The sequence below is a fragment of the Paraglaciecola sp. genome (assembly GCF_039964565.1).
GTDB lineage: Bacteria > Pseudomonadota > Gammaproteobacteria > Enterobacterales > Alteromonadaceae > Paraglaciecola.
Window position 1 is genome coordinate 234,832 of the sequence record NZ_JBDVXF010000005.1, and the last position, 19,067, is coordinate 253,898.

Consider the following 19,067-nt stretch of genomic DNA (forward strand, 5'->3'; position numbering starts at 1 on the left):
AGATTAACAAAGGCCTCTCAGCAATTATTTGCTTAACCTTGGGTTGGCTCTTTTTAAGCTCAGCTAGCGCCGAACAAAAGCAACAACTGGGTGGCTGGGATGTGCACTATATGGCTTTGAATAGCACATTTTTAACGCCCCAGGTAGCCAAGGAATATGGCATTGTACGTAGCAAATTTAATGGCTTAATTAACATTTCGGTACTAAACACAGACGACCAATCTGCACAATCAGTGGTACTAACAGGGCAAGCCAAAAACTTACTTGGCGTGGTTAAAGAGTTAAAGTTTAAACAGGTAACCGAAGGCGAAGCCATCTATTATTTAGCCACATTGCCATTTAGTGACCAAGAGCAATACCGCATATCAGTTGACATTAATAATGGGCTCAAATCGAAAACTCTAAAATTTCAACACAAATTTTATGCCGATTAAATCCAGAATTGTAGACTTATGGCTAATAGCGAATGAGGTATTGATGTTTTAAAGTTATGAGCTAAATTTCTTCTATAAAAACTTTTTGAGATATGGCCACCAACAACTTGTCTGCAAAACAGTCCATAAAAGTGAGTCGCCGCCAAGCTCTTAAATCGATTGGCCAAGCGGTCGTGGGTGCGACTGCAATTACCCAAGCCCCTTATGTATTTGCAAGACAACGCACCCAACTCAAAGTTTTGGGTACCCATGTTACCTTACAAAAAGAAATCCGCCACAAAGCAATGGAAGACTTGGGTATCGATTTGATTTTCGAACCTAGAGGCAGTGCTGCAGTTTTGCAAAAAGCATTGATGAACCCTAGTTCGTTTGATCTTTATGAGCAGTGGTCTAATAGCATCAGACCTCTGTGGGCAAGTCGCTCAATACAACCTATCGAAAAGAAGCGATTACAGTATTGGGACGAAATTAACCCTTTATGTAAAACAGGACAAGTCGCTGCCAATGCAAAGTTTGGTGCTGGTGACGCGCCATATAAAATTTTACATGTGCAACCCGATGGCAAATTAGGCACACAACATACCGAAAAAATCAGTTTTTTACCCTATGTCCACAATGTGGATTCATTTGGTTATAACACCAATGTAATTCAACCAGAAGAAGCCTATAAAACCGAAAGCTGGGGTTGGTTACTTGACCCAAGATATACAGGTAAAGTAGGTATTGTAAACGCCCCTACCATAGGTCTATTTGATTTAGTTCTTGCCACACAAGCCCAAGGGTTAGTGAAGTTTGAAGACATTGGTAATTTAACTAAGATAGACTTAGATCGCCTTTTTGATGTACTCATTGATTTTAAACGACAGAACCATTTTGGCGGTTTTTGGAATTCGGTACCTGAATCTGTTGATTATATGCGCACTAATCGTGTGGTAATCGAAAGTATGTTTTCGCCGGCTGTGTCAGCATTAAATGAACAAAACGTCCCCGTTAGATTTGCAGCCCCGAAAGAGGGTTATCGCGGCTGGCATGGAGTCATGTGTCTGTCCTCAGCGTGTAAGGGTAAAAATATCGATGCAGCCTATGATTATATGAATTGGTGGTTATCTGGCTGGCCAGGCGCGTTCGTCGCTAAACAAGGATATTATATCTCCAACCCTCAACGCTCAAAGCCGTTTTTAAGTTCGCCAGAATGGGATTATTGGTACCAAGGAAAAAGAGCCTCTCAAGACCTGCTAGGGGCAGACAACAAAATTTCAGTGCGAAAAAATGATAAACGCAGCGGAGGAAGTTACACCAAACGTTTTAGTAATGTTGCAGTTTGGAATACAGCTATGCCTACCTACGATTATAGCGTGCAGAAGTGGTATGAGTTTATTAGTTCTTAATCAAGTCGAGGGATAACGTGTTCAGAACAATAAAAGCGCAAATACTGATAATTTTAGTCACTTTAGTGTTGTTGTTGTTATCTCAAGTATTTCTATCTAGAAACAGCCAATCCACTTTTGTAGAAGTACTTGATTTAACCCAACAAGCGGTGGTTAAGGTGGGTTTGGTACGAGAGTTAGAAAGAGACGTTATCGATTTACAGCGCAACGTACTCATCTATAAAGAGTCAGCCAGCGGTTCAGCCATTCGCCGTTTTAATATACTTATTGAACAAATTCAAAGCAATTTAGTACGCTTGGAAAGTCTCATTGTGGAAGATGAAAGCAATGAAATGTATTTCGACTACATCACTCGAATGCGAACACGCCTGAATGATTACAATGAGAATTTTAACAGTGTCGTTGCTGGCAGAAGTAAACAGCAAACACTTTATAACTCCGGACTATCTAGCGAGCTTGAAACCCTATTTACAAACATTAAAGATACTCCAAACGAGACACAACCGAGCTTGGATAGCATTGAAAATTCCAAGTACCATATAGCGCGAGCAGAGATTTTTCTGTTGCAGTATTTGCAAACGCCAGACCAACAACTGGTTGAGCCTTTTCAGCAAGAAATTTTAATGGCTAAAATGCAAATTAACCAACAGCTTAGCGTAAATGAAAAATACCAAGCTGTTATCGATCGGCTTAGTCAATTGGAAAATAACTTTTTGCAATTAACTCAGGTCACGCGAGGTTATTTGTTTTTGGTTAATGTAGTAATGGCTGGCACAGCCAATGAATTTTTGTTTTTAGCCAGAGAGCTAAATAAGCTCGTTACCGAGCAGCTCATCGAAACCAATTTGGGGGTGAAGTTGACCCTCGATAATACAAGCTTAAGTAGTAACCTGTTTTCAGCGGTTGGCATAATTCTAGCTGTCGGCACTGCATTGTTTTTAACCTACAAAATAATGTTACCTATCAACATCATTACCGATGTTTTCCAACGCTTAGCCAATGGCAAAGATGTAAAGCGTATTCCTAGCCAGCATCGCAAGGATGAAATAGGGCAGTTGGCGAAAGCTGCCAACGTATTCCACAACAAAAACAAACAAACTGCCAGTTTATTAGAGCAATCACAATCCCTTAATGCTCAACAAGAAGCGCTGAATTCTCAGTTGGTGGCCTCTAATCAAAAAGTTGAACAAGCGACGGCTTCTAAGAGTATGTTTTTAGCTAATATGAGTCATGAAATTCGTACACCAATGAATGGCATTATTGGAATGTTGGAGATTGTTTTACGTTCGAAATTGACCGAATCCCAACGAGAGCAACTAACTAAAGCAGCCCACTCTGGTCAAATATTAATGAGTTTAATTAATGACATTCTTGATTTTTCCAAAATTGAGGCTGGAAAGTTAGATATTGAAAGTACTGAATTTTCAGTCGAGTCATTGTTTGCAAACGTATTAGCCAATATTGGTAATCGAGCTCAAGAAAAAAATCTAAATGTGCGCTTTAACGCCAACCCGAATATGCCCGCAAAATTGATTGGCGATCCGTTAAGGATCAGTCAAGTATTGCTAAATCTGTGTAGTAACGCGATCAAGTTTACTCGAAATGGGCTTGTTTCCATTAACGTTGATTTTGAATTACACGATGATACACAGTTCGTTAGTTTGTTTATTGAAGTAACTGACAGCGGCATAGGAATGACGCCAGAACAAGTCAGTACAATATTCGATTCATTCACTCAAGCCGATGGTTCTACAAGTAGAAAATTTGGTGGTAGTGGACTAGGACTTTCAATAGTAACCCAGCTAGTCGAACTGATGGGCGGCACTGTCACGGTTAACTCTGAAGAGAATAAAGGTAGCACCTTCAAAGTGAACCTATTACTAAATAGCTCACAAAGCCTAGACCAAGTCATGTCAAGGTTACCAGCTCAAAAGGGCAAGCTATATTATTTTAGCGCAGGCCGTAAAGGGTTCTTTAACACTGAATATATCGAAAAATCAGGGTTAAACTACCACCATTTTCCACTGGGCCAGATGTCTGCCACGCTTAAAGACATTGGTGGCGACGACACTATTTTACTCGACATAGAAGATCAAACCGTATTTAGAAGCAACCATGAAACTATCGATAAACTAATCAGAACATCAGCAAACGTAGGCTTTATTACTAACTCTCAACCCAGCAACTTACCCAAGCAATTATTAGCCACATGGCCTGCTAAGTGTTTATCTCACCCTTTTACACCACAACAAGCCAGTACCTTTTTGAAACATTTAATAGACACTAATTTAAACGTCGAACCTGCTGACGTTATCTCCAAACACAACCAGCAAACTGCCCCCTCTCAATATGAGGGACACGTATTATTAGTTGAAGATAATAGTATTAATCAAGCTGTTGCTAGCGAAATGCTGAAATTGATGGGCCTCACCTACGACATTGCCGAAAACGGTTATCAAGCGGTCACTAAAATAGTTAACTCACCGCAATATGATTTAGTTTTAATGGACATACAGATGCCTGTGATGGATGGCTACGAAGCAACACGTACCTTAAGGCAGCGGGGCCACAACAATCTGATTATTTGTGGTTTGTCGGCAAATGCTATGAAGCAAGATTATGCTAAAGCCAAAGAAGCAGGAATGGACGATTATATAGTCAAACCAATAAAACAAGTGGTTTTAGAAGAACTAGTTGCCAAGTATCTATCCAAAAAAGCCATGGTAGATAATGACATTGTTGGCCTAGAACAGTAAACAAATACCTGCGCCTAAGCCAACCTGTCACCCATTCCTTGTGAGAGCGATGAATGAGCCAAAATATTAATGCCGCGTTTGATTAACCTTGCATTTCTTCCAATTCTTTTCCTTTGGTTTCATACACAAATTTAATCACAAAGAAGATTGAAAGTACGGCACATAAAGTATAAAAGCCGTAAGCTCCGGCCAAACCAATACTCGCGAGCATAATAGGGAAAGTCATGGTAATAGCAAAATTTGCAAGCCATTGAGCTAAACCCGCAACCGCTAATCCTGAACCTCGGATTTGATTAGGGAACATTTCTCCCAACATAACCCACATCACAGGTCCCCAAGATAAATTGAAGAAAAACACATAAGCATTAGCTGCTACTAGGGCTAACGTACCCAGCTCACCTAAATCTAGGTTGCCATTTGCGTCTACCACTGCATTACCAAACGCATAAACCAATAAGCCTAACGTCACTGCCATGCCAATTGAGCCAAGGGTTAAAAAAGGTTTACGGCCTACTTTATCGATTAGATACATAGTCAACACTACTGCCGCTATACTCACTGCGCCACTGATAATATTGATAAGCAGTGCATCACCTTCTGAAAAGCCAACAGCTTGCCATAACACCGCACCGTAATAAAACACCACATTGATACCCACTAGTTGCTGAAAGATTGCTAGACCAATGCCAACCCACACAATAGTACGTACCTTCCCGGTTGTTTTTTCTTTTAAATCAGCTAATTTCGGCTGATGGGGTTCCGCCGACAACGACTGCTGAATTTCAAAGAGTTTTTGCTGACCAGCGTTATCACCATATAACTTTCCAAGTACAACTTGCGCTTCATCATTTCGAGCATCTAACACTAAAAATCTTGGGCTTTCGGGAATAAATAACAAAGTGACTAGAAACAGTGAAGCTGGCAGTAACTCTATCCAAAACATCCATCGCCACGCTTCGAACTCCATCCAAAATGTAGCAGTAGAAGCGCCTGCGAAATTAACGATTAAATAGTTACTCACAAATGCAGAGAATAATCCAATCACTATGGCAACTTGTTGAATTGACGCTAGACGGCCACGCAACCTCGCGGGCGCAATTTCGCTTATGTAAGCCGGAGCCATAACCGATGCAGCACCGACTGCTAGCCCCCCTAAAAACCGATATATGATAAACTCTGCTGAAGACTCAGAGACTCCTGAGCCCCAAGCACTGATAATGAAAAAAACGGCGGTAGCCAATAATAACGACTTACGTCCATACTTATCCGCTAACCTCCCTGCAGTAAACGCCCCAACGGCGCACCCTAACAACATACTGGACACGTTAAAACCTGTGCCTATATCTTGCGAGTTAAACGCAGTTCTCAAACCATCAACAGTGCCATTAATGACCCCGCTATCAAAGCCAAATAAAAACCCGCCTATAGTGGCAACACAACTGATTAAAACAATAAACAGCATATTCTCGTTATTCTGCGCCAAAATTATTTCCTCTTGTGCAATTCGTCCAGTTTTTGGTTGGATATGGTGACCCAATAAGATATAAATGTAAACGTTTGCACATTACTATGTTAATTTTTTGTATTACTGTTTTTTGTATAGGGAGCAGCTATCAAAGTGTATTGCGGGAATTGGCATATTTTGAAGTAGCCTTTGGGAAATTAACATTCATATAACACTATCGATATAAAACATGACACTTGAATATTGGTGATAACTATCAAACACTTGTATTCTCGTTGCTATTAATTTGCACTTACCTTTAACTTGAGAAAATCATGCATCCTAACCTTAAACCTAACAACCCTAACTTTTCATCTGGCCCTTGTGCTAAAAGGCCTGGTTATGATGTCAGTAAACTGGATTTATCTGTGTTAGGAAGATCTCACCGGGCGACCATTGGCAAAAAAGCACTAAAAAGTGCCTGTGTCGATACCGCAAGAATATTAGGTTTGCCACAAGGGTATAGAGTTGCAGTGGTTCCTGCTTCTGATACCGGTGCAATGGAAATGGCTATGTGGTCAATGTTAGGCGAGCGCCCCGTGGATGTCGTGTACTGGGAATCCTTTGGTCAAGGTTGGGCCACGGACATCATCAAACAGTTACAAATAGAAAATACCCGCGAGTTCAAAGCAGACTATGGTCAATTGCCTGTGTTAGCAGATGTAAACTGCGACAATGATGTGGTATTTACATGGAACGGCACAACTTCTGGAGTCAAAGTACCTAACGGTGATTGGATTGATGCGAACCGCAAAGGATTGACGTTTTGTGATGCGACTTCTGCAGTATTTGCGCAAAATATGGATTGGGAAAAACTTGATGTGATCACCTACAGCTGGCAAAAAGTGCTAGGTGGAGAAGGTGGACATGGCATGTTAATTCTAAGCCCACGCGCTGTTGCCCGCCTTGAAAGTTATGTCCCTCCTCGTGCGCTACCTAAAATTTTCCGTATGACTAAAGGCGGTAAATTAATTGAAGGTTTATTCACAGGAGCCACGATCAATACTCCTTCCATGTTATGTGTAGTGGATTATTTAGACGCCTTAAATTGGGTAGAATCATTGGGGGGCGTACCGGCCACTATCGCTCGAGCGAACCTCAACTTGGCCACCATTGAAGCATTTGTGGCACAACATCCGTGGATAGAGTTTTTGGCACAGGACAGTAATATTCGCTCTAATACAAGTGTATGTTTAACCCTAGATATGCCCCCTGAGCAAGTTAAATCCGTTATCAAACTACTTGAAGAGCACCAAGTAGCCTATGACATTGGAGCCTATCGAGATGCGCCTGCTGGATTAAGAATTTGGTGCGGAGCAACCATCGAAAACAGTAATTTAGAAGCGCTATTGCCTTGGCTAGAATGGGCTTACCATAGTGTAAAAAAACAAATTCTTTAAACAATCCACCTTGTAAATTTACGCCGAAAAATAGTTAAGGAGCAAGATGTTTAAAATTAAAACCTTTAATCAAATATCAGTCAAAGGACTGGACCGCTTTAGCCGTGAGAAATACGAAGTGAGCTCAGATATAGGTCATCCTGATGCCGTATTATTGCGCAGTCACAAACTACACAATGAAATACTCGCCGACTCAGTTCTAGCGGTAGCAAGAGCTGGAGCCGGCGTAAACAATGTGCCAGTTGAAGATTACAGCAACAAAGGCATAGTGGTATTTAACACTCCCGGTGCCAATGCTAATGCCGTAAAAGAGTTGGTATTAGCCGGACTACTGCTAGGCTCTCGCGGGATAAAGTCAGGTATTGACCATGTCACGACTTTACATGATGTCCATGATGCGACCGAATTGCATCAGACCTTAGAAACTCAGAAAAAGCAATTTGCAGGCAATGAACTCAAAGGCAAAACTTTAGGCATAATTGGGTTAGGCGCAATTGGCTCTTTAGTGGCTGATATGGCACTTGCATTGGGGATGAATGTGGTGGGATTTGACCCTGCTTTGTCTATTGAAGCCGCATGGCGTTTGTCCAGCGACGTACAAAAAGCTGAAAACATGCACGCCCTACTCGCGCGCTGTGATTATGTGAGTCTACATGTGCCGGCTATCAAACCTACCCATCATATGATCAATCAAGATGCGCTGGCTCAAGCCAAACCTGGCATGATTTTAGTGAATTTTGCACGGGAATCTATTGTCGATCCCCAGGCCATAGTCGAAGCACTCGATAGCGGTAAATTAAGAGGTTATGTATGTGACTTCCCAGAACCTGTTTTTTATGGTCGCGGCGACGTGATTGCCATGCCACATATAGGCGCTTCTACTGCAGAAGCCGAAGAAAACTGCGCCATCATGGCGGCAGAACAAATTATGGATTTTCTTGAAAACGGTAATATTAAAAATTCGGTCAATTTTCCTGAAGTCAGCATGGCGAGGTGTGAAGGCCAGCGCATCATTTTTGCAAATGAAAACGTCCCTAAAGTACTTGGCAGCGTGTTATCTGTGTTAGCAGATCACAATGTGAATGTACTCGACATGATGAACAAAAGTCGCGGTGATTTAGCCTACAATATACTCGACGTCGAAAAAATGGAAAACGGACATGTGATTGAAGCAATAAGAAATATTGAACATGTGACCATTGTCAGGTTGATTAATTAACCTGAGCTCGGGTTAAGACGTGCCGCGTCCTATGAAGTAAATCCTATAAAAACAATAGGTTATAATCTTACTATTTATCTAGCCGCCAATTTAATGCATCCAGTGCTGATATTATTGTGTTTATCAAGGCGAGCTTGTGAAGCAATAGCCAGCTATTGAGAGCAAGTTCAACGAAGATAGGCGCAATAATAGCGGTGCTGGACGGTATGGCTTATCCCGAGTTCAGGTTAATTAGTAACGCATTGTGGTTAGTGTGCAGTACTGAGCTAACCATTCGTTATTATTTTTTAGCTACAACACAGACCATTGTTGTTTCAACCCAATCAAATGCACCATTCCAATAATTAAACAAATTACCGAACTCCAAATCCAAAATTCGGGGCTTCTGCCTAAAGGGTGAGTCACAAAATAAAAACCAACTAGGCCTCGCATAAAATAAATACTGGTTATAGCAATTAACACTAGCCGCTTAAAAGGTAAACTCATTAGTATTCCAGCAGTTGACAAAGCATAAAGTGACCAGCAAAGTAGCACAGCTGTGATAAACAAGGTAATAATTGTAGGCTGCAGCAATCCTTGTTCGGCCATCCTTGCCATATGTTCACCGGCTCCAAAAAAGCGATACCAAGGTGCACCAAAAACAATACAACCAATATGTATTATTGCAGCCATGCCGCTCAAACAACCTGCTACTACCAGATAATAATTCACACCTTTCTCCGATTAACACTCTCAGTTCATTGGATCAGCTTACGATGAAAAGATCCAGCCATACACCATAACAAATTACACTAAAGACTAAATTGAATTTTGATAAAGTGTGACCTCTTGCAAGTTCAATATTCGGGTAAAGCCTCATGACGATACAAACAGCAACACTTTTTGCCGATAAGTCAGATTTATACGCATCGGCTCGCCCTCAATACCCTAGCGCTTTATTTACCTTTATATCTGACTTGGTCAAAAACTATGATCAAGCGTGGGACTGCGCTACTGGCAATGGTCAAGCCGCAATTGGATTGGCCCAAAAATTCAAAACAGTACAGGCAACAGATATTAGCCCACAACAAGTTGCTAACTCTCTCTTAAAAAGTAATATCCATTATTCAGTTAGCCCCGCCGAGCAAACTACTTTTACCAATAATCAGTTTGACCTAGTTTCTGTTGCACAAGCTTTGCATTGGTTTGATTTCGAAAAGTTTTGGCCTGAAGTCAATCGCGTTCTTAAACCCGATGGCCTATTTGTGACGTTTGCTTACGCTTGGTTTACAGTCAGTCAAACGATTGACCTAGCGGTTGAAAAATACATAAAACACGTTATCGCTCCATACTGGCCAGTAAACAATCAATTAGTATGGAACCACTACCAAGATGTAGATTTTCCTTTTGTTAAACTAAAAACACCCGAATTGACACTTCAAAACCACTGGGATTTGCAGCAATTTATGGATTACATGCATACATGGTCAGCCACAAGGCGCTGTATTGAAGCCAAGGGAATGGACTTTTTTGAACAAGCTAAAATCCAAATAGGCAACCAATGGGGACCCCCCAAAAAAAAGCGCTTGGTAATATCACCTTTGACAGTCATTGCGGGGAAAAACTGGTAACTAGTTGGAACCTAGTGCAAGGCGCAACTAGGATTTATCTTTATGTTTGAACAAACTCTAACGTCAAATTTTCACTAACAATCGCGAATACCCACTAAATGACTTTTCTGTGAAGCAAGGTCTGTTGTATACAGCGGGGATAGTGTTTATGCTCCACCAAGAAAGTGAACTCGTTTGATGAGTGCTCTTGGCAGTTTACATCCGTAATAAAATAACACGCTAACCATGCAATCTGAAAGGTGACTCGAATTGAAGCGCTACATCATTAGGGTGACCCAATCCATTAAACGTCAGAATACTGTGATTAAACGTAAAGCCTTGATCCCTCTGAAACTCGGTTTGTTAACGGTGAAGCGCGGTCTCGCCCAAGAAAGCCGAGAAACAAAGGTTATGCTCATTACGTATAAACGATTCACCAGAGGCCAAGCCAGCAAGGTAGAAATGCAAGAAGCCAATCGACAATTTATTGATGTCATTCGCGGGCTAGGTTTAGGTGTATTGGCGGTATTACCTTTTGCGCCCATCACATTACCTTTCGTTGTCAAATTAGGTGAAAAAATAGGAATAAACGTATTACCCAGTGCATTTATGAAAGATTTGCAGGAGGAAGACGTGATTGATATTCAGCAGGAAATTGAAGTGATTGTAGAGTCTGATAGTGATACTCCTCCTACTGATACCAATCCGCACTAATGTTTAGCCACATTTGCCCAGTCACGATTACATAATTTTACTATCCGTTTATTGTTTTCAATAAAATTGTTCCAAGCTGCGCTACACGCGTTAAGTATATCGTCATATCCTTCGAAACAATGGTTCGCTAAATGATTTTGACGTAGCCAAAACCATACTTGCTCTATGCGGTTAAGCTCTGGTGAATAGGGCGGCAGTTTATTAATGCTTACGTTGGCAATATCCTTGGCTGTGTCATCAGAGTGCCAGCCTACTCCATCCACGATGACTGCCGCATGACGGCCTGGCTCGGTCGCTGCTGAGATCAACTTTAGATGCTGGCACATAATGTATTTATTTACCCAAGGCGCTAAAATTGCCTCGGTTCGTCCAGTACTCCGACAGACTGCACCAAAAAGATAGGCATATTCAAAATGTTGCTGCTTAATTGCACGGGCGAGAGCCTGTTTGTGCCCACAAGGGAGTTGTTGTATTTTGTTGCCCGAATCGCGCTTCGTCCTGAAACCAGATATCAACGTAATCCAATGACATTTGTTCTGGGATCAACTTGACCGTTTCAATCTGCAGTTCTTTTAAACCGGTCTTGAGCCTTTCGAGACTGTTAATGATGCTTGGAGTGACTCGTTATCCAGCTATATAGTATTTGATGTGTTAGCCGGTCAGACGTTCTCCTTCATCTGATTGTGATTGTGATTGCAAGTCAATAAAGCTGACCAACTGAGCCTGTTGTGTTTGTGTCAAGAGAGGTTGCCTACCTAAACGTGTTTTATCTTCAAGCCCTAATAAACCTGGCGTCAGGTAGTGACAGACCCACTTATTCTCACTGGCCCTGATGACATTAAGTTGTAGGGCAACATGGGCGCGGTTTTGACATTCGACAAAAAAAGATATTGCCAGCAAACGTACCCGCCTTGCGACGGTTTTCTCTAGTTTTAGATAAGAGAAGAAGTTATTCAGATGTATATGTATTCACAACAAATTAGGATTTAGTTAAACAGAACACAATTAGATCATACTTCTTTGCGGATTGGTGTTATTTCGGGCCTGCGCACTAAAACCATTTTATTTAAAGTGGAAAATGGTCAACTTAGGTTGGCTTTTTATGTCTGGATTTTGGGTTTAAAAAAATTTTAGGCACGTCAATCACGCGTCCCAGATGATCGGCTGCCAATCTCAGCGTCCTTGCTTAGATAAAAAGCTAGGCGCTTCTGCGTAGCTTAATAACTTAGTTTTCCCCCTGATGTTCGGCACCCTAAGCATCATTGCTTGTTTATATGCAAGCAGCTACGATGTATAGCCTTGTAACACATCATCAATGATGATTTTAAGAGAAGTAACTCCAGCACCTGTGATATACCAAGCCTCTGGATCGACAAAGATGACCTTATCGTTTTTCCACGCATTAGTTTCGCGCAGCAAAGGATTGTCTATAGCTTGCTTGTCTAATACAGGGCTATGTTCCATCACAGCCGTTCTGTCTACCAGATAAATAATGTCAGGATTATTTTCAAATATAAATTCGCTGGAAACAGGTTGACCGTGTAAGCCCATTTGTTCTGATGAATTAACCGCTTTTACACCTAGAAGGTCGTAGACAAACCCGTAGCGAGAGTTAACGCCTAAAAACCGAAAAGAGCTATTATTGTGTAGTACTACCATAGCCTTTTCAGGTCTATTTTGAATAATCTGTTTAGCAGTTTGGACTTTATTTTCTAACTCGATTACCTTACTCTGTGCCAAGGTTTCTTTATCAAATATCTTTCCTAAGATTAGTAAGTGTTGCTTTACCGCATCAAAATATTCACTACTACTATCTTGATAATTAATATCAAAATGGATTGTCGGTGCTAAATCCGACAGCGCTTGGTAATGGCTAGCTTGAATAGGCGACATCAATACTAAATCAGGTTTTAATGCATAGATACGCTCCATGTTTGGCTGTACTATTGCACCTAAATCAACAATATTACTGTTGTTGCTATAATCCTCTAGATAGTGCGGAATAAAATCCTTTGGCATACCGGCTACAGGCACACCTAGCTGGTCAAGATAATCCACTTCATTCATATCTAAAGCAGCAACACGTACAGGACGTTTTTTAATAACCGTACTGCCGAGTTTATGCTGCACGTCAAAAGGGATGAAATCTGCGTTTGAGCCTGACGTTGCGACAGTCGAGTTGGGCACTTGTTCAGCCTTGTTGTCACAAGCTTGTATAAAAACAGACACCAATAAAAGTATACCAATGCTTTTATTTCTGTTGTTAAAATATAATGTCATTTTGGTTTTCCTAGTTGATTAAAATAATTACACACCACTCCTTGGCTGGTTTTGAGGATCTCAAAATTCAGTTCATAAAGATCTTGCAGTGTGTCAGCTGTCACAACGTCTTCAACTGAGCCAGAACTGTGAATAGCCCCTTGCTTCATGGCAATAATGTTGTCTGAATAGTTAGCTGCAAAGTTAATATCATGAACGACCAAAATCACCGTACGTTTATGTTCATCACACAAATGGCGCAGCGCTCGCATAATGCTGACAGCATGTTTCATGTCGAGATTATTAAGCGGTTCATCCAGCAACAGATAATCTGTTTGTTGTGCAATGGACATGGCTAAAAATGCCATTTGTCGTTGGCCACCACTTAACTCGTCAATAAACGTATTTCCTAGAGGCTGTAAAACCAGAAATGACAACGCCTCGTCTATTATTCGGTGATCATCCTTTGTAAGCGCACCTTGACTATAAGGAAAACGACCAAATGCAACTAACTCCCTCACGGTAAGACGTAAGTTGAGGTTATGAAATTGGCGCATGGTAGCCACCCGCTTCGCATAATTTTTCAACGAAATATCGCGGATAGATGTGTTTCTCAGTAATATTTCGCCCTGCTCAATATCCAACAATCGGCCAATAGACATTAGCAGGGTGCTTTTCCCAGCGCCGTTTGGACCAATTAACGAAGTGACCCGACTTTCAGGAAAGTCAACGCTGACATTTTTTAGCACCGGCTTGGTACCATAAGATTTACATACATTATTGACGCTTATCACGCAGCGCTCCGAGGTTTGAGAATTAGTACAAAGAAATAAACACCACAGAACAGGTTAATTAATAACCCAACACTAGTTTGGTAATTAAATACATGTTCCACAAGGATTTGTGTAAGCAAGAAAACAGAGATAGCGATTATACTGGCTGCGACAAAAGTAAATTGATGAGTCGGGCGTTTGGCTAGTAGATAGGCCATATTCGCGACAAAAATCCCCATAAAAGCAGTGGGCCCGAGTAAACTGGTTGATACCGCAACGAGGATCGCAATAAGCCCGAGCTGTATACGTACTACTTTTTGATAATTCACCCCAAGTGATATGGCTTGTTCTCGGCCCATAAGCAATACATCGAGCACAGCGCGAGTATTCCAAACAGCCACACATACCAAACTGACAAGGGCGAAAGAGGCGATTAGCTGTTCTGGTCTAGCACGGTTAAGAGAAGCTAAGCTATAGCTTTGGAAAAGTGAAAACTCTCCCGGACTAATAGAATATTGAATAAGTAAGGTAAAACTACCTAACATCACAGTAAGCACTAAACCAACAAGTAAAAGAAAGAACACATCATGCCGCTCTCCACTAAACAACCAGCGATGAATAACCAATGAATAAAGCAGCATCACAACCATTGATATGAAGAAATTCATATCAGCGCTGATTAGCAGACTACTAGCGGTTCCAAACGTAAGTACCAGTAGCGCTTGAAGGATCAAGTAAACGCCTTCGTATCCCATCACCGATGGCGTTAAAATCCTATTTCCGGTGATCGTTTGAAATAGAATCGAGGAAAACGAAATACATACACCTCCCAAACAGATAGTGCCTAAGCGTAGTAATCGATTAGGTATCACATATTCAAAATCAAAGCCTGAATCCATGAATAGAAATATCATGACCAAAGTAACAGGCAGTCCTAAAGTTAAGATGCGCCACACTATATTCTTCATCTTATTTTCCAAACAACAGCTAAAAACATCAATCCACCTAAACAACTGGCCGTTATGCCAATAGGTATCTCAAAGGGATAGATAATCAAGCGCCCTAATAAGTCACACACTATAAGCAATACGGCACCAGCAAAAGCGATGATAGGCAAGGTACGTTTCAAATTATCGCCATAACGCATAGCAACAAGGTTAGGAATAATTAAACCGATAAATGGAATACTTCCCACAGTAATAACAGTAGTTGCAATAGTGAGAGAAACCAATATCAGTCCTAGGGCTACAATATTGAAGTAACTTAGCCCCAGAGTGGTGGCTAAACCCTCCCCCATCCCCACTATCGTTAATCGCTGGGCATAGAAATATGTCAGTATGACAACGGGCAGGATTAAATAAATAATTTCATAATTACCCTGCACTATTTTTGAAAAGTCGCCAAGCATCCAGCCCTGCATATTTTGCATCATGTTATTTTGATAGGCATAAAGTTCGGCAATAGCACTGAGAACACCGCCAAACATAATGCCGATAACGGGAACAAGTACGGGGCTCTTATAGCGAATACTGCGAATAACCAGAGTAAAAATACAGCAAGCGAAAATGCAGAAAATCAAAGCCCCAATCATTCGAGCTGTCATCCCCATACTGGGTGCATAGATAATTGAAATTAAAATACCTAATTTAGCTGCATCAAGTCCACCGCAAGTGGCTGGCTCAACAAACCTATTTTGCACAATTTGCTGCAATATAACACCGCACACTGCCAACCCCACACCTGAACAAATCAAGGCGAAAAGGCGCGGTAGACGACTAGCAGAGAAAACCAACCATGCATCATCAGAAAACGTTAAAAACTGCGTAACAGATGTGTACTTTGCCCCCAACAATAACGAGGCTAAGCACAGCATAAAAAGGCACAGGAGTGCATACACCACTTTCAAAATTGATACTTCCTAAATACTAAATCGCTGCTGCGATGACATTGTCGGTCTCGACTCGCTAGGTTTGGGCCTTACCCAACATTTTGCTGTTTTGTGCCTGCGTGACCATAATTCCCTCTAGTACCAAATCTCGCTTACTTTCCCACCAGCTGCGCCTTCCCCCTTGCATAATGTCAATCATGGCATTTATCTGCTCGGCTTTTTCAGGGACATTACGTGCTTCAGCTTGCCAAATGGCGATAATTCGCTCTTTACGTGTTCGGCCATCTTCTTCGGCTTTATCTGTGGACCACCAGCCTAAAAAACACTCCCCAACCATATCGACTAAGACGTCAACGGCAACCACAGCATCTTTAAGGGAAAAACCTTTTTGCTGAAGCTTTTTTACCGACTCTGCAAAAGACAAAATACCAGATGATGGCGTAATGTTAGCTTGACGAATAGCTTCCGCTAAACCTGGATTACGATCGTAAAGAACCCAGATTGCATCAGTCAGTATTATTAGCTCGTCTCGCCAATTAGTCGCTTCAGGCGCTCGCCAGTCAAGTTCGTTGATAGCTAGATCCGCAGCCATAGTGACCACCTCATTCCGGCCTTTTACATAGTGATAAAGAGAGGAGTGGTCTACCTTTAAATGTGCGGCAATGGCTGGAATAGTTGCTTGACCAACGCCCATATCTAAGGCGGCTCGCGCAATCGCTTCACGAGAAATGCGACTAGGCCGGCCACGCTGACGCTTTTGATTAGGTGTTTGTGTCATATGAGTAAGTCTTCCCATGCAAAAAAGCTAATTCTAACCGCTCTTTATCCCTGCTGCATATGCAGCAGGGAGTTTTAGCAACTAAAATTTGGCTCTCACTCCTAAACCAATCTCTCTAGGCTCAAGTAGGTAAGCATTCACCCCACCGGTACCTCTGTCTGACATTTTTGCCAACGGCGCTCTGTCATCCAAAAGATTACGTACATAAGCAAACGCTTCGATATGTTGGTTGATTTGATAAGACGAATTAAGATTAACAGTGGTGTAAGAGTCCACTCGTAAATTTACCTCATTCGTATCTGATGAAAAATATCCATCGGTATGACGTGCACCAGCATTCATTTTAAACTTGTCAGTTATGGCGTAGTCGAAGCCTATATTGAACATATAGCCTGGCGCTTTGCTAAATTCCGTACCAACAAACTGTTCGCCTCGGTAATCATTAAATTCGCTTACTTCAGTCTCAAGTAAACCAAGCCCGCCATTTAAGCCAAAATTGTCTGTCACTTTAAAATTAAAATCTAATTCAAGACCATAGCTTTTTGCCTCATCAGCGTTAATAATCACCGAACCAAATGCACGTCCATCTAAATAGTCAGTAACCGATCGTTGCGAATCACTCAAACTAGTGTAAAAAATGTTGCTGTTAATAATTAAACGTTTTTCAAGCAAATTAATACGCGCAAAAACTTCATAATTCCAAGCATATTCAGCATCGAATGTATAATATTCACCACCTCTAAAATTAACACCCGTACCGCCAGGTATATATCCTTTACCTATCATGGCCCCCACAACGACATTTTCACTAACGTCATGGGATAATGTGGCCTTAGGCAACAAAGCAGTAAACTCTTCGTCGTACTGTTGGAACACATCAGGCACGTAACTATTCATGCCCTCGTGACTAATATTATCAACCTGATAACGTAAAGCTCCGGTAAGTTGCCACTGTGAGGAAAAACGCCAAATTATCTCACCAAAAGGCGCAAAACTATCGTGTTGAATATCAGCATCAGCATTGCCAAGTGTGTTATTTAATTTATTGTTTGACTTATCCTGCGAGTAAAATATCCCTACAACGCCACTAAAAATAGAATATTGATCACCAACGTTAAGCCTTAGCTCATTAGATAAATTATTATTATTTCGTTCTGCAATCCCCTGATAGGGGGCAGCAAAGAAGAAATCATAATCACCTTCAGAATATTGCAACTTATTGTGCAACTTCACTCCATTGTCAAACAGATATTCAAGATCCAAAATACCTACATCATTGTTTACTGTTTGATTGTCTTGATACACCGAATGATTTTCTAAGTCATCATAAGGCTCTGAGACCACTTCGTTACTGGGGCGTTCCGCTTCAGTCATTGAATAGGTAAACATAGCTGAAAAATTACTATATTGTTCAGGCTCCCATAACAATTTTGCCCGTAAGTTCTTATTCATAAAGCCAAAATCGAAATCATGGGCAGTAAATTCAGAATTAACATAATCAACATATGTATCTCTACTGCTGTAGTCCGCGCTAACCCTTGCAGAAAAATCATCACTCAGCGCACCTGATGCCATAAACGACAGACGCTTCTTATTACGGCTTCCGTAAAGGGCTTGAACCGCAAGTTCAGGTGTGCTTGTAGGATTATGAGTATTGATCACAATCGCACCAGCAATACTATTTGCACCCTGACTGGTAGTTTGTGGACCTCGGTATACCTCTATAGACGATACATCCCAAATTCCTGCCGCCCCCAAATTCAGTTCAGCTGGACTCAGGTATTTACCATCAACACTAATTGTTGCACCAGGAACAGGTTTTGCTAAGTACGCATTACCTGCTGTCACCGGGCCTTTCGTATCAGTTCCACGAATAATAGGAGCGTCAGTACTTCCTGCATAAATTATGTTCGGAATACCATTAATTATTTCCGAGATAGTTGACTGGTCAGAATTTTTCCGCAATTGCTCTTCACCAATCACCGATAATGAACTAGCAGTATCTTTCATTGTTCGTTCAATTTTTTGGCCATAGACAACTATCGACTCGATACTCTCGCCAGCTTCTTTTTCTTTGTATTGTTTATCGTTAACGGTTCCACTATCAGCGATAGCTAAACCTGAAATAGCGCTTAGTCCCAGCGCAATAGAGCCTACAACTAACTTAGGATGAAACTTACGAAAATGGGTCATTTATACTGACTCCTCAATGATTATTAATGATAATGAGAATACTTACCAATTAGATTAACAAGCATGATATTATTTATCAACACCATGTTGATAAATAAAAATATCGCCCTGATAATAATGTAATGAGAGTTAACTTCAGTGATAATGAAATAAGGAACTTAAACCGTGGATT

Annotated in this window: 15 protein-coding genes and 1 pseudogene; 7 read left to right on the forward strand and 9 right to left on the reverse strand. The window is 41.2% G+C overall.

The window, feature by feature from the left end; all coding sequences use genetic code 11:
- The first annotated feature begins 2 nt into the window (after positions 1–2).
- The 3 genes from ABJK37_RS02385 (at position 3) to ABJK37_RS02395 (ending at position 4,578) form a co-directional block, all read left to right on the forward strand.
- Entirely contained in the window at positions 3–434 is a 432-nt protein-coding gene (locus ABJK37_RS02385; protein WP_348349956.1) for a DUF4426 domain-containing protein, read from the forward strand.
- Between the two features lie 92 nt (positions 435–526).
- Complete coding sequence (locus ABJK37_RS02390) at positions 527–1,822, forward strand: extracellular solute-binding protein (protein WP_348349723.1); 1,296 nt, start codon at positions 527–529, stop codon at positions 1,820–1,822.
- 17 nt (positions 1,823–1,839) lie between these two features.
- Entirely contained in the window at positions 1,840–4,578 is a 2,739-nt protein-coding gene (locus tag ABJK37_RS02395; protein ID WP_348349725.1) for an ATP-binding protein, read from the forward strand.
- An 82-nt stretch (positions 4,579–4,660) separates the two neighbouring features.
- Here ABJK37_RS02395 and ABJK37_RS02400 read toward each other — a convergent pair whose 3' ends face one another.
- Complete coding sequence (locus ABJK37_RS02400) at positions 4,661–6,061, reverse strand: sugar porter family MFS transporter (protein WP_348349727.1); 1,401 nt, start codon at positions 6,059–6,061, stop codon at positions 4,661–4,663.
- A gap of 296 nt (positions 6,062–6,357) precedes the next feature.
- Between ABJK37_RS02400 and ABJK37_RS02405 the strand changes: the two genes are divergently transcribed.
- Positions 6,358–7,482, forward strand: coding sequence for a phosphoserine transaminase (locus ABJK37_RS02405; protein ID WP_348349729.1), 1,125 nt, complete (start codon positions 6,358–6,360; stop codon positions 7,480–7,482).
- Between the two features lie 46 nt (positions 7,483–7,528).
- Positions 7,529–8,701: a phosphoglycerate dehydrogenase gene (locus ABJK37_RS02410; RefSeq protein WP_348349731.1), complete on the forward strand. Its 1,173-nt coding sequence runs from the start codon at positions 7,529–7,531 to the stop codon at positions 8,699–8,701.
- A 291-nt stretch (positions 8,702–8,992) separates the two neighbouring features.
- On the opposite strand, the gene ABJK37_RS02415 is transcribed toward ABJK37_RS02410, so the two are convergent.
- The gene (locus ABJK37_RS02415; RefSeq protein ID WP_348349733.1) at positions 8,993–9,412 is read right to left on the reverse strand and encodes a hypothetical protein; all 420 of its coding nucleotides are present in this window, start codon (positions 9,410–9,412) and stop codon (positions 8,993–8,995) included.
- A 146-nt stretch (positions 9,413–9,558) separates the two neighbouring features.
- Here ABJK37_RS02415 and ABJK37_RS02420 point away from each other — a divergent pair, with 146 nt between their 5' ends.
- Both ABJK37_RS02420 and ABJK37_RS02425 read left to right on the forward strand, forming a co-directional pair.
- Positions 9,559–10,311 (forward strand): class I SAM-dependent methyltransferase, encoded by a 753-nt coding sequence (locus ABJK37_RS02420; protein WP_348349735.1) that lies wholly within the window; start codon positions 9,559–9,561, stop codon positions 10,309–10,311.
- 249 nt (positions 10,312–10,560) lie between these two features.
- Positions 10,561–11,004, forward strand: a complete 444-nt coding sequence (locus tag ABJK37_RS02425; protein ID WP_348349737.1) for a hypothetical protein — start codon at positions 10,561–10,563, stop codon at positions 11,002–11,004.
- Here the strand turns inward: ABJK37_RS02425 and ABJK37_RS02430 are convergent.
- From ABJK37_RS02430 to ABJK37_RS02460, 7 genes and pseudogenes are all read right to left on the reverse strand, one after another.
- Positions 11,001–11,967 (reverse strand): annotated as a pseudogene (locus ABJK37_RS02430) (IS630 family transposase). The gene ABJK37_RS02425 and the pseudogene ABJK37_RS02430 overlap by 4 nt on opposite strands.
- Positions 11,968–12,288: 321 nt before the next feature.
- The gene (locus tag ABJK37_RS02435) at positions 12,289–13,284 is read right to left on the reverse strand and encodes a siderophore ABC transporter substrate-binding protein (RefSeq protein WP_348349739.1); all 996 of its coding nucleotides are present in this window, start codon (positions 13,282–13,284) and stop codon (positions 12,289–12,291) included.
- Positions 13,281–14,057: an ATP-binding cassette domain-containing protein gene (locus ABJK37_RS02440; RefSeq protein WP_348349741.1), complete on the reverse strand. Its 777-nt coding sequence runs from the start codon at positions 14,055–14,057 to the stop codon at positions 13,281–13,283. The genes ABJK37_RS02435 and ABJK37_RS02440 overlap by 4 nt, the downstream gene beginning before the upstream one ends.
- A complete protein-coding gene (locus ABJK37_RS02445; RefSeq protein WP_348349743.1) occupies positions 14,054–15,004 on the reverse strand; it encodes an iron chelate uptake ABC transporter family permease subunit in 951 nt (316 codons plus the stop codon). Before ABJK37_RS02445 ends, ABJK37_RS02440 begins: the two co-directional genes overlap by 4 nt.
- Entirely contained in the window at positions 15,001–15,936 is a 936-nt protein-coding gene (locus ABJK37_RS02450; protein ID WP_348349958.1) for an iron chelate uptake ABC transporter family permease subunit, read from the reverse strand. Before ABJK37_RS02450 ends, ABJK37_RS02445 begins: the two co-directional genes overlap by 4 nt.
- A 64-nt stretch (positions 15,937–16,000) precedes the next feature.
- Positions 16,001–16,702, reverse strand: coding sequence for a TetR/AcrR family transcriptional regulator (locus ABJK37_RS02455; RefSeq protein ID WP_348349745.1), 702 nt, complete (start codon positions 16,700–16,702; stop codon positions 16,001–16,003).
- 81 nt (positions 16,703–16,783) lie between these two features.
- Positions 16,784–18,895 carry a TonB-dependent receptor gene (locus ABJK37_RS02460; RefSeq protein ID WP_348349747.1) on the reverse strand — a complete coding sequence of 704 codons (2,112 nt, stop codon included), beginning with the start codon at positions 18,893–18,895 and terminating at the stop codon, positions 16,784–16,786.
- Positions 18,896–19,067 lie beyond the last annotated feature (172 nt).

Bases quoted from the DNA above. Each gene is read 5' to 3' on its own strand.
- ABJK37_RS02390 (WP_348349723.1), top strand. From the start codon at position 527: ATGGCCACCAACAACTTGTCTGCAAAACAGTCCATAAAAGTGAGTCGC.
- ABJK37_RS02405 (WP_348349729.1), top strand. From the start codon at position 6,358: ATGCATCCTAACCTTAAACCTAACAACCCTAACTTTTCATCTGGCCCT.
- ABJK37_RS02410 (WP_348349731.1), top strand. From the start codon at position 7,529: ATGTTTAAAATTAAAACCTTTAATCAAATATCAGTCAAAGGACTGGAC.
- ABJK37_RS02420 (WP_348349735.1), top strand. From the start codon at position 9,559: ATGACGATACAAACAGCAACACTTTTTGCCGATAAGTCAGATTTATAC.
- ABJK37_RS02435 (WP_348349739.1), bottom strand. From the start codon at position 13,284: ATGACATTATATTTTAACAACAGAAATAAAAGCATTGGTATACTTTTA.
- ABJK37_RS02445 (WP_348349743.1), bottom strand. From the start codon at position 15,004: ATGAAGAATATAGTGTGGCGCATCTTAACTTTAGGACTGCCTGTTACT.
- ABJK37_RS02455 (WP_348349745.1), bottom strand. From the start codon at position 16,702: ATGACACAAACACCTAATCAAAAGCGTCAGCGTGGCCGGCCTAGTCGC.
- ABJK37_RS02460 (WP_348349747.1), bottom strand. From the start codon at position 18,895: ATGACCCATTTTCGTAAGTTTCATCCTAAGTTAGTTGTAGGCTCTATT.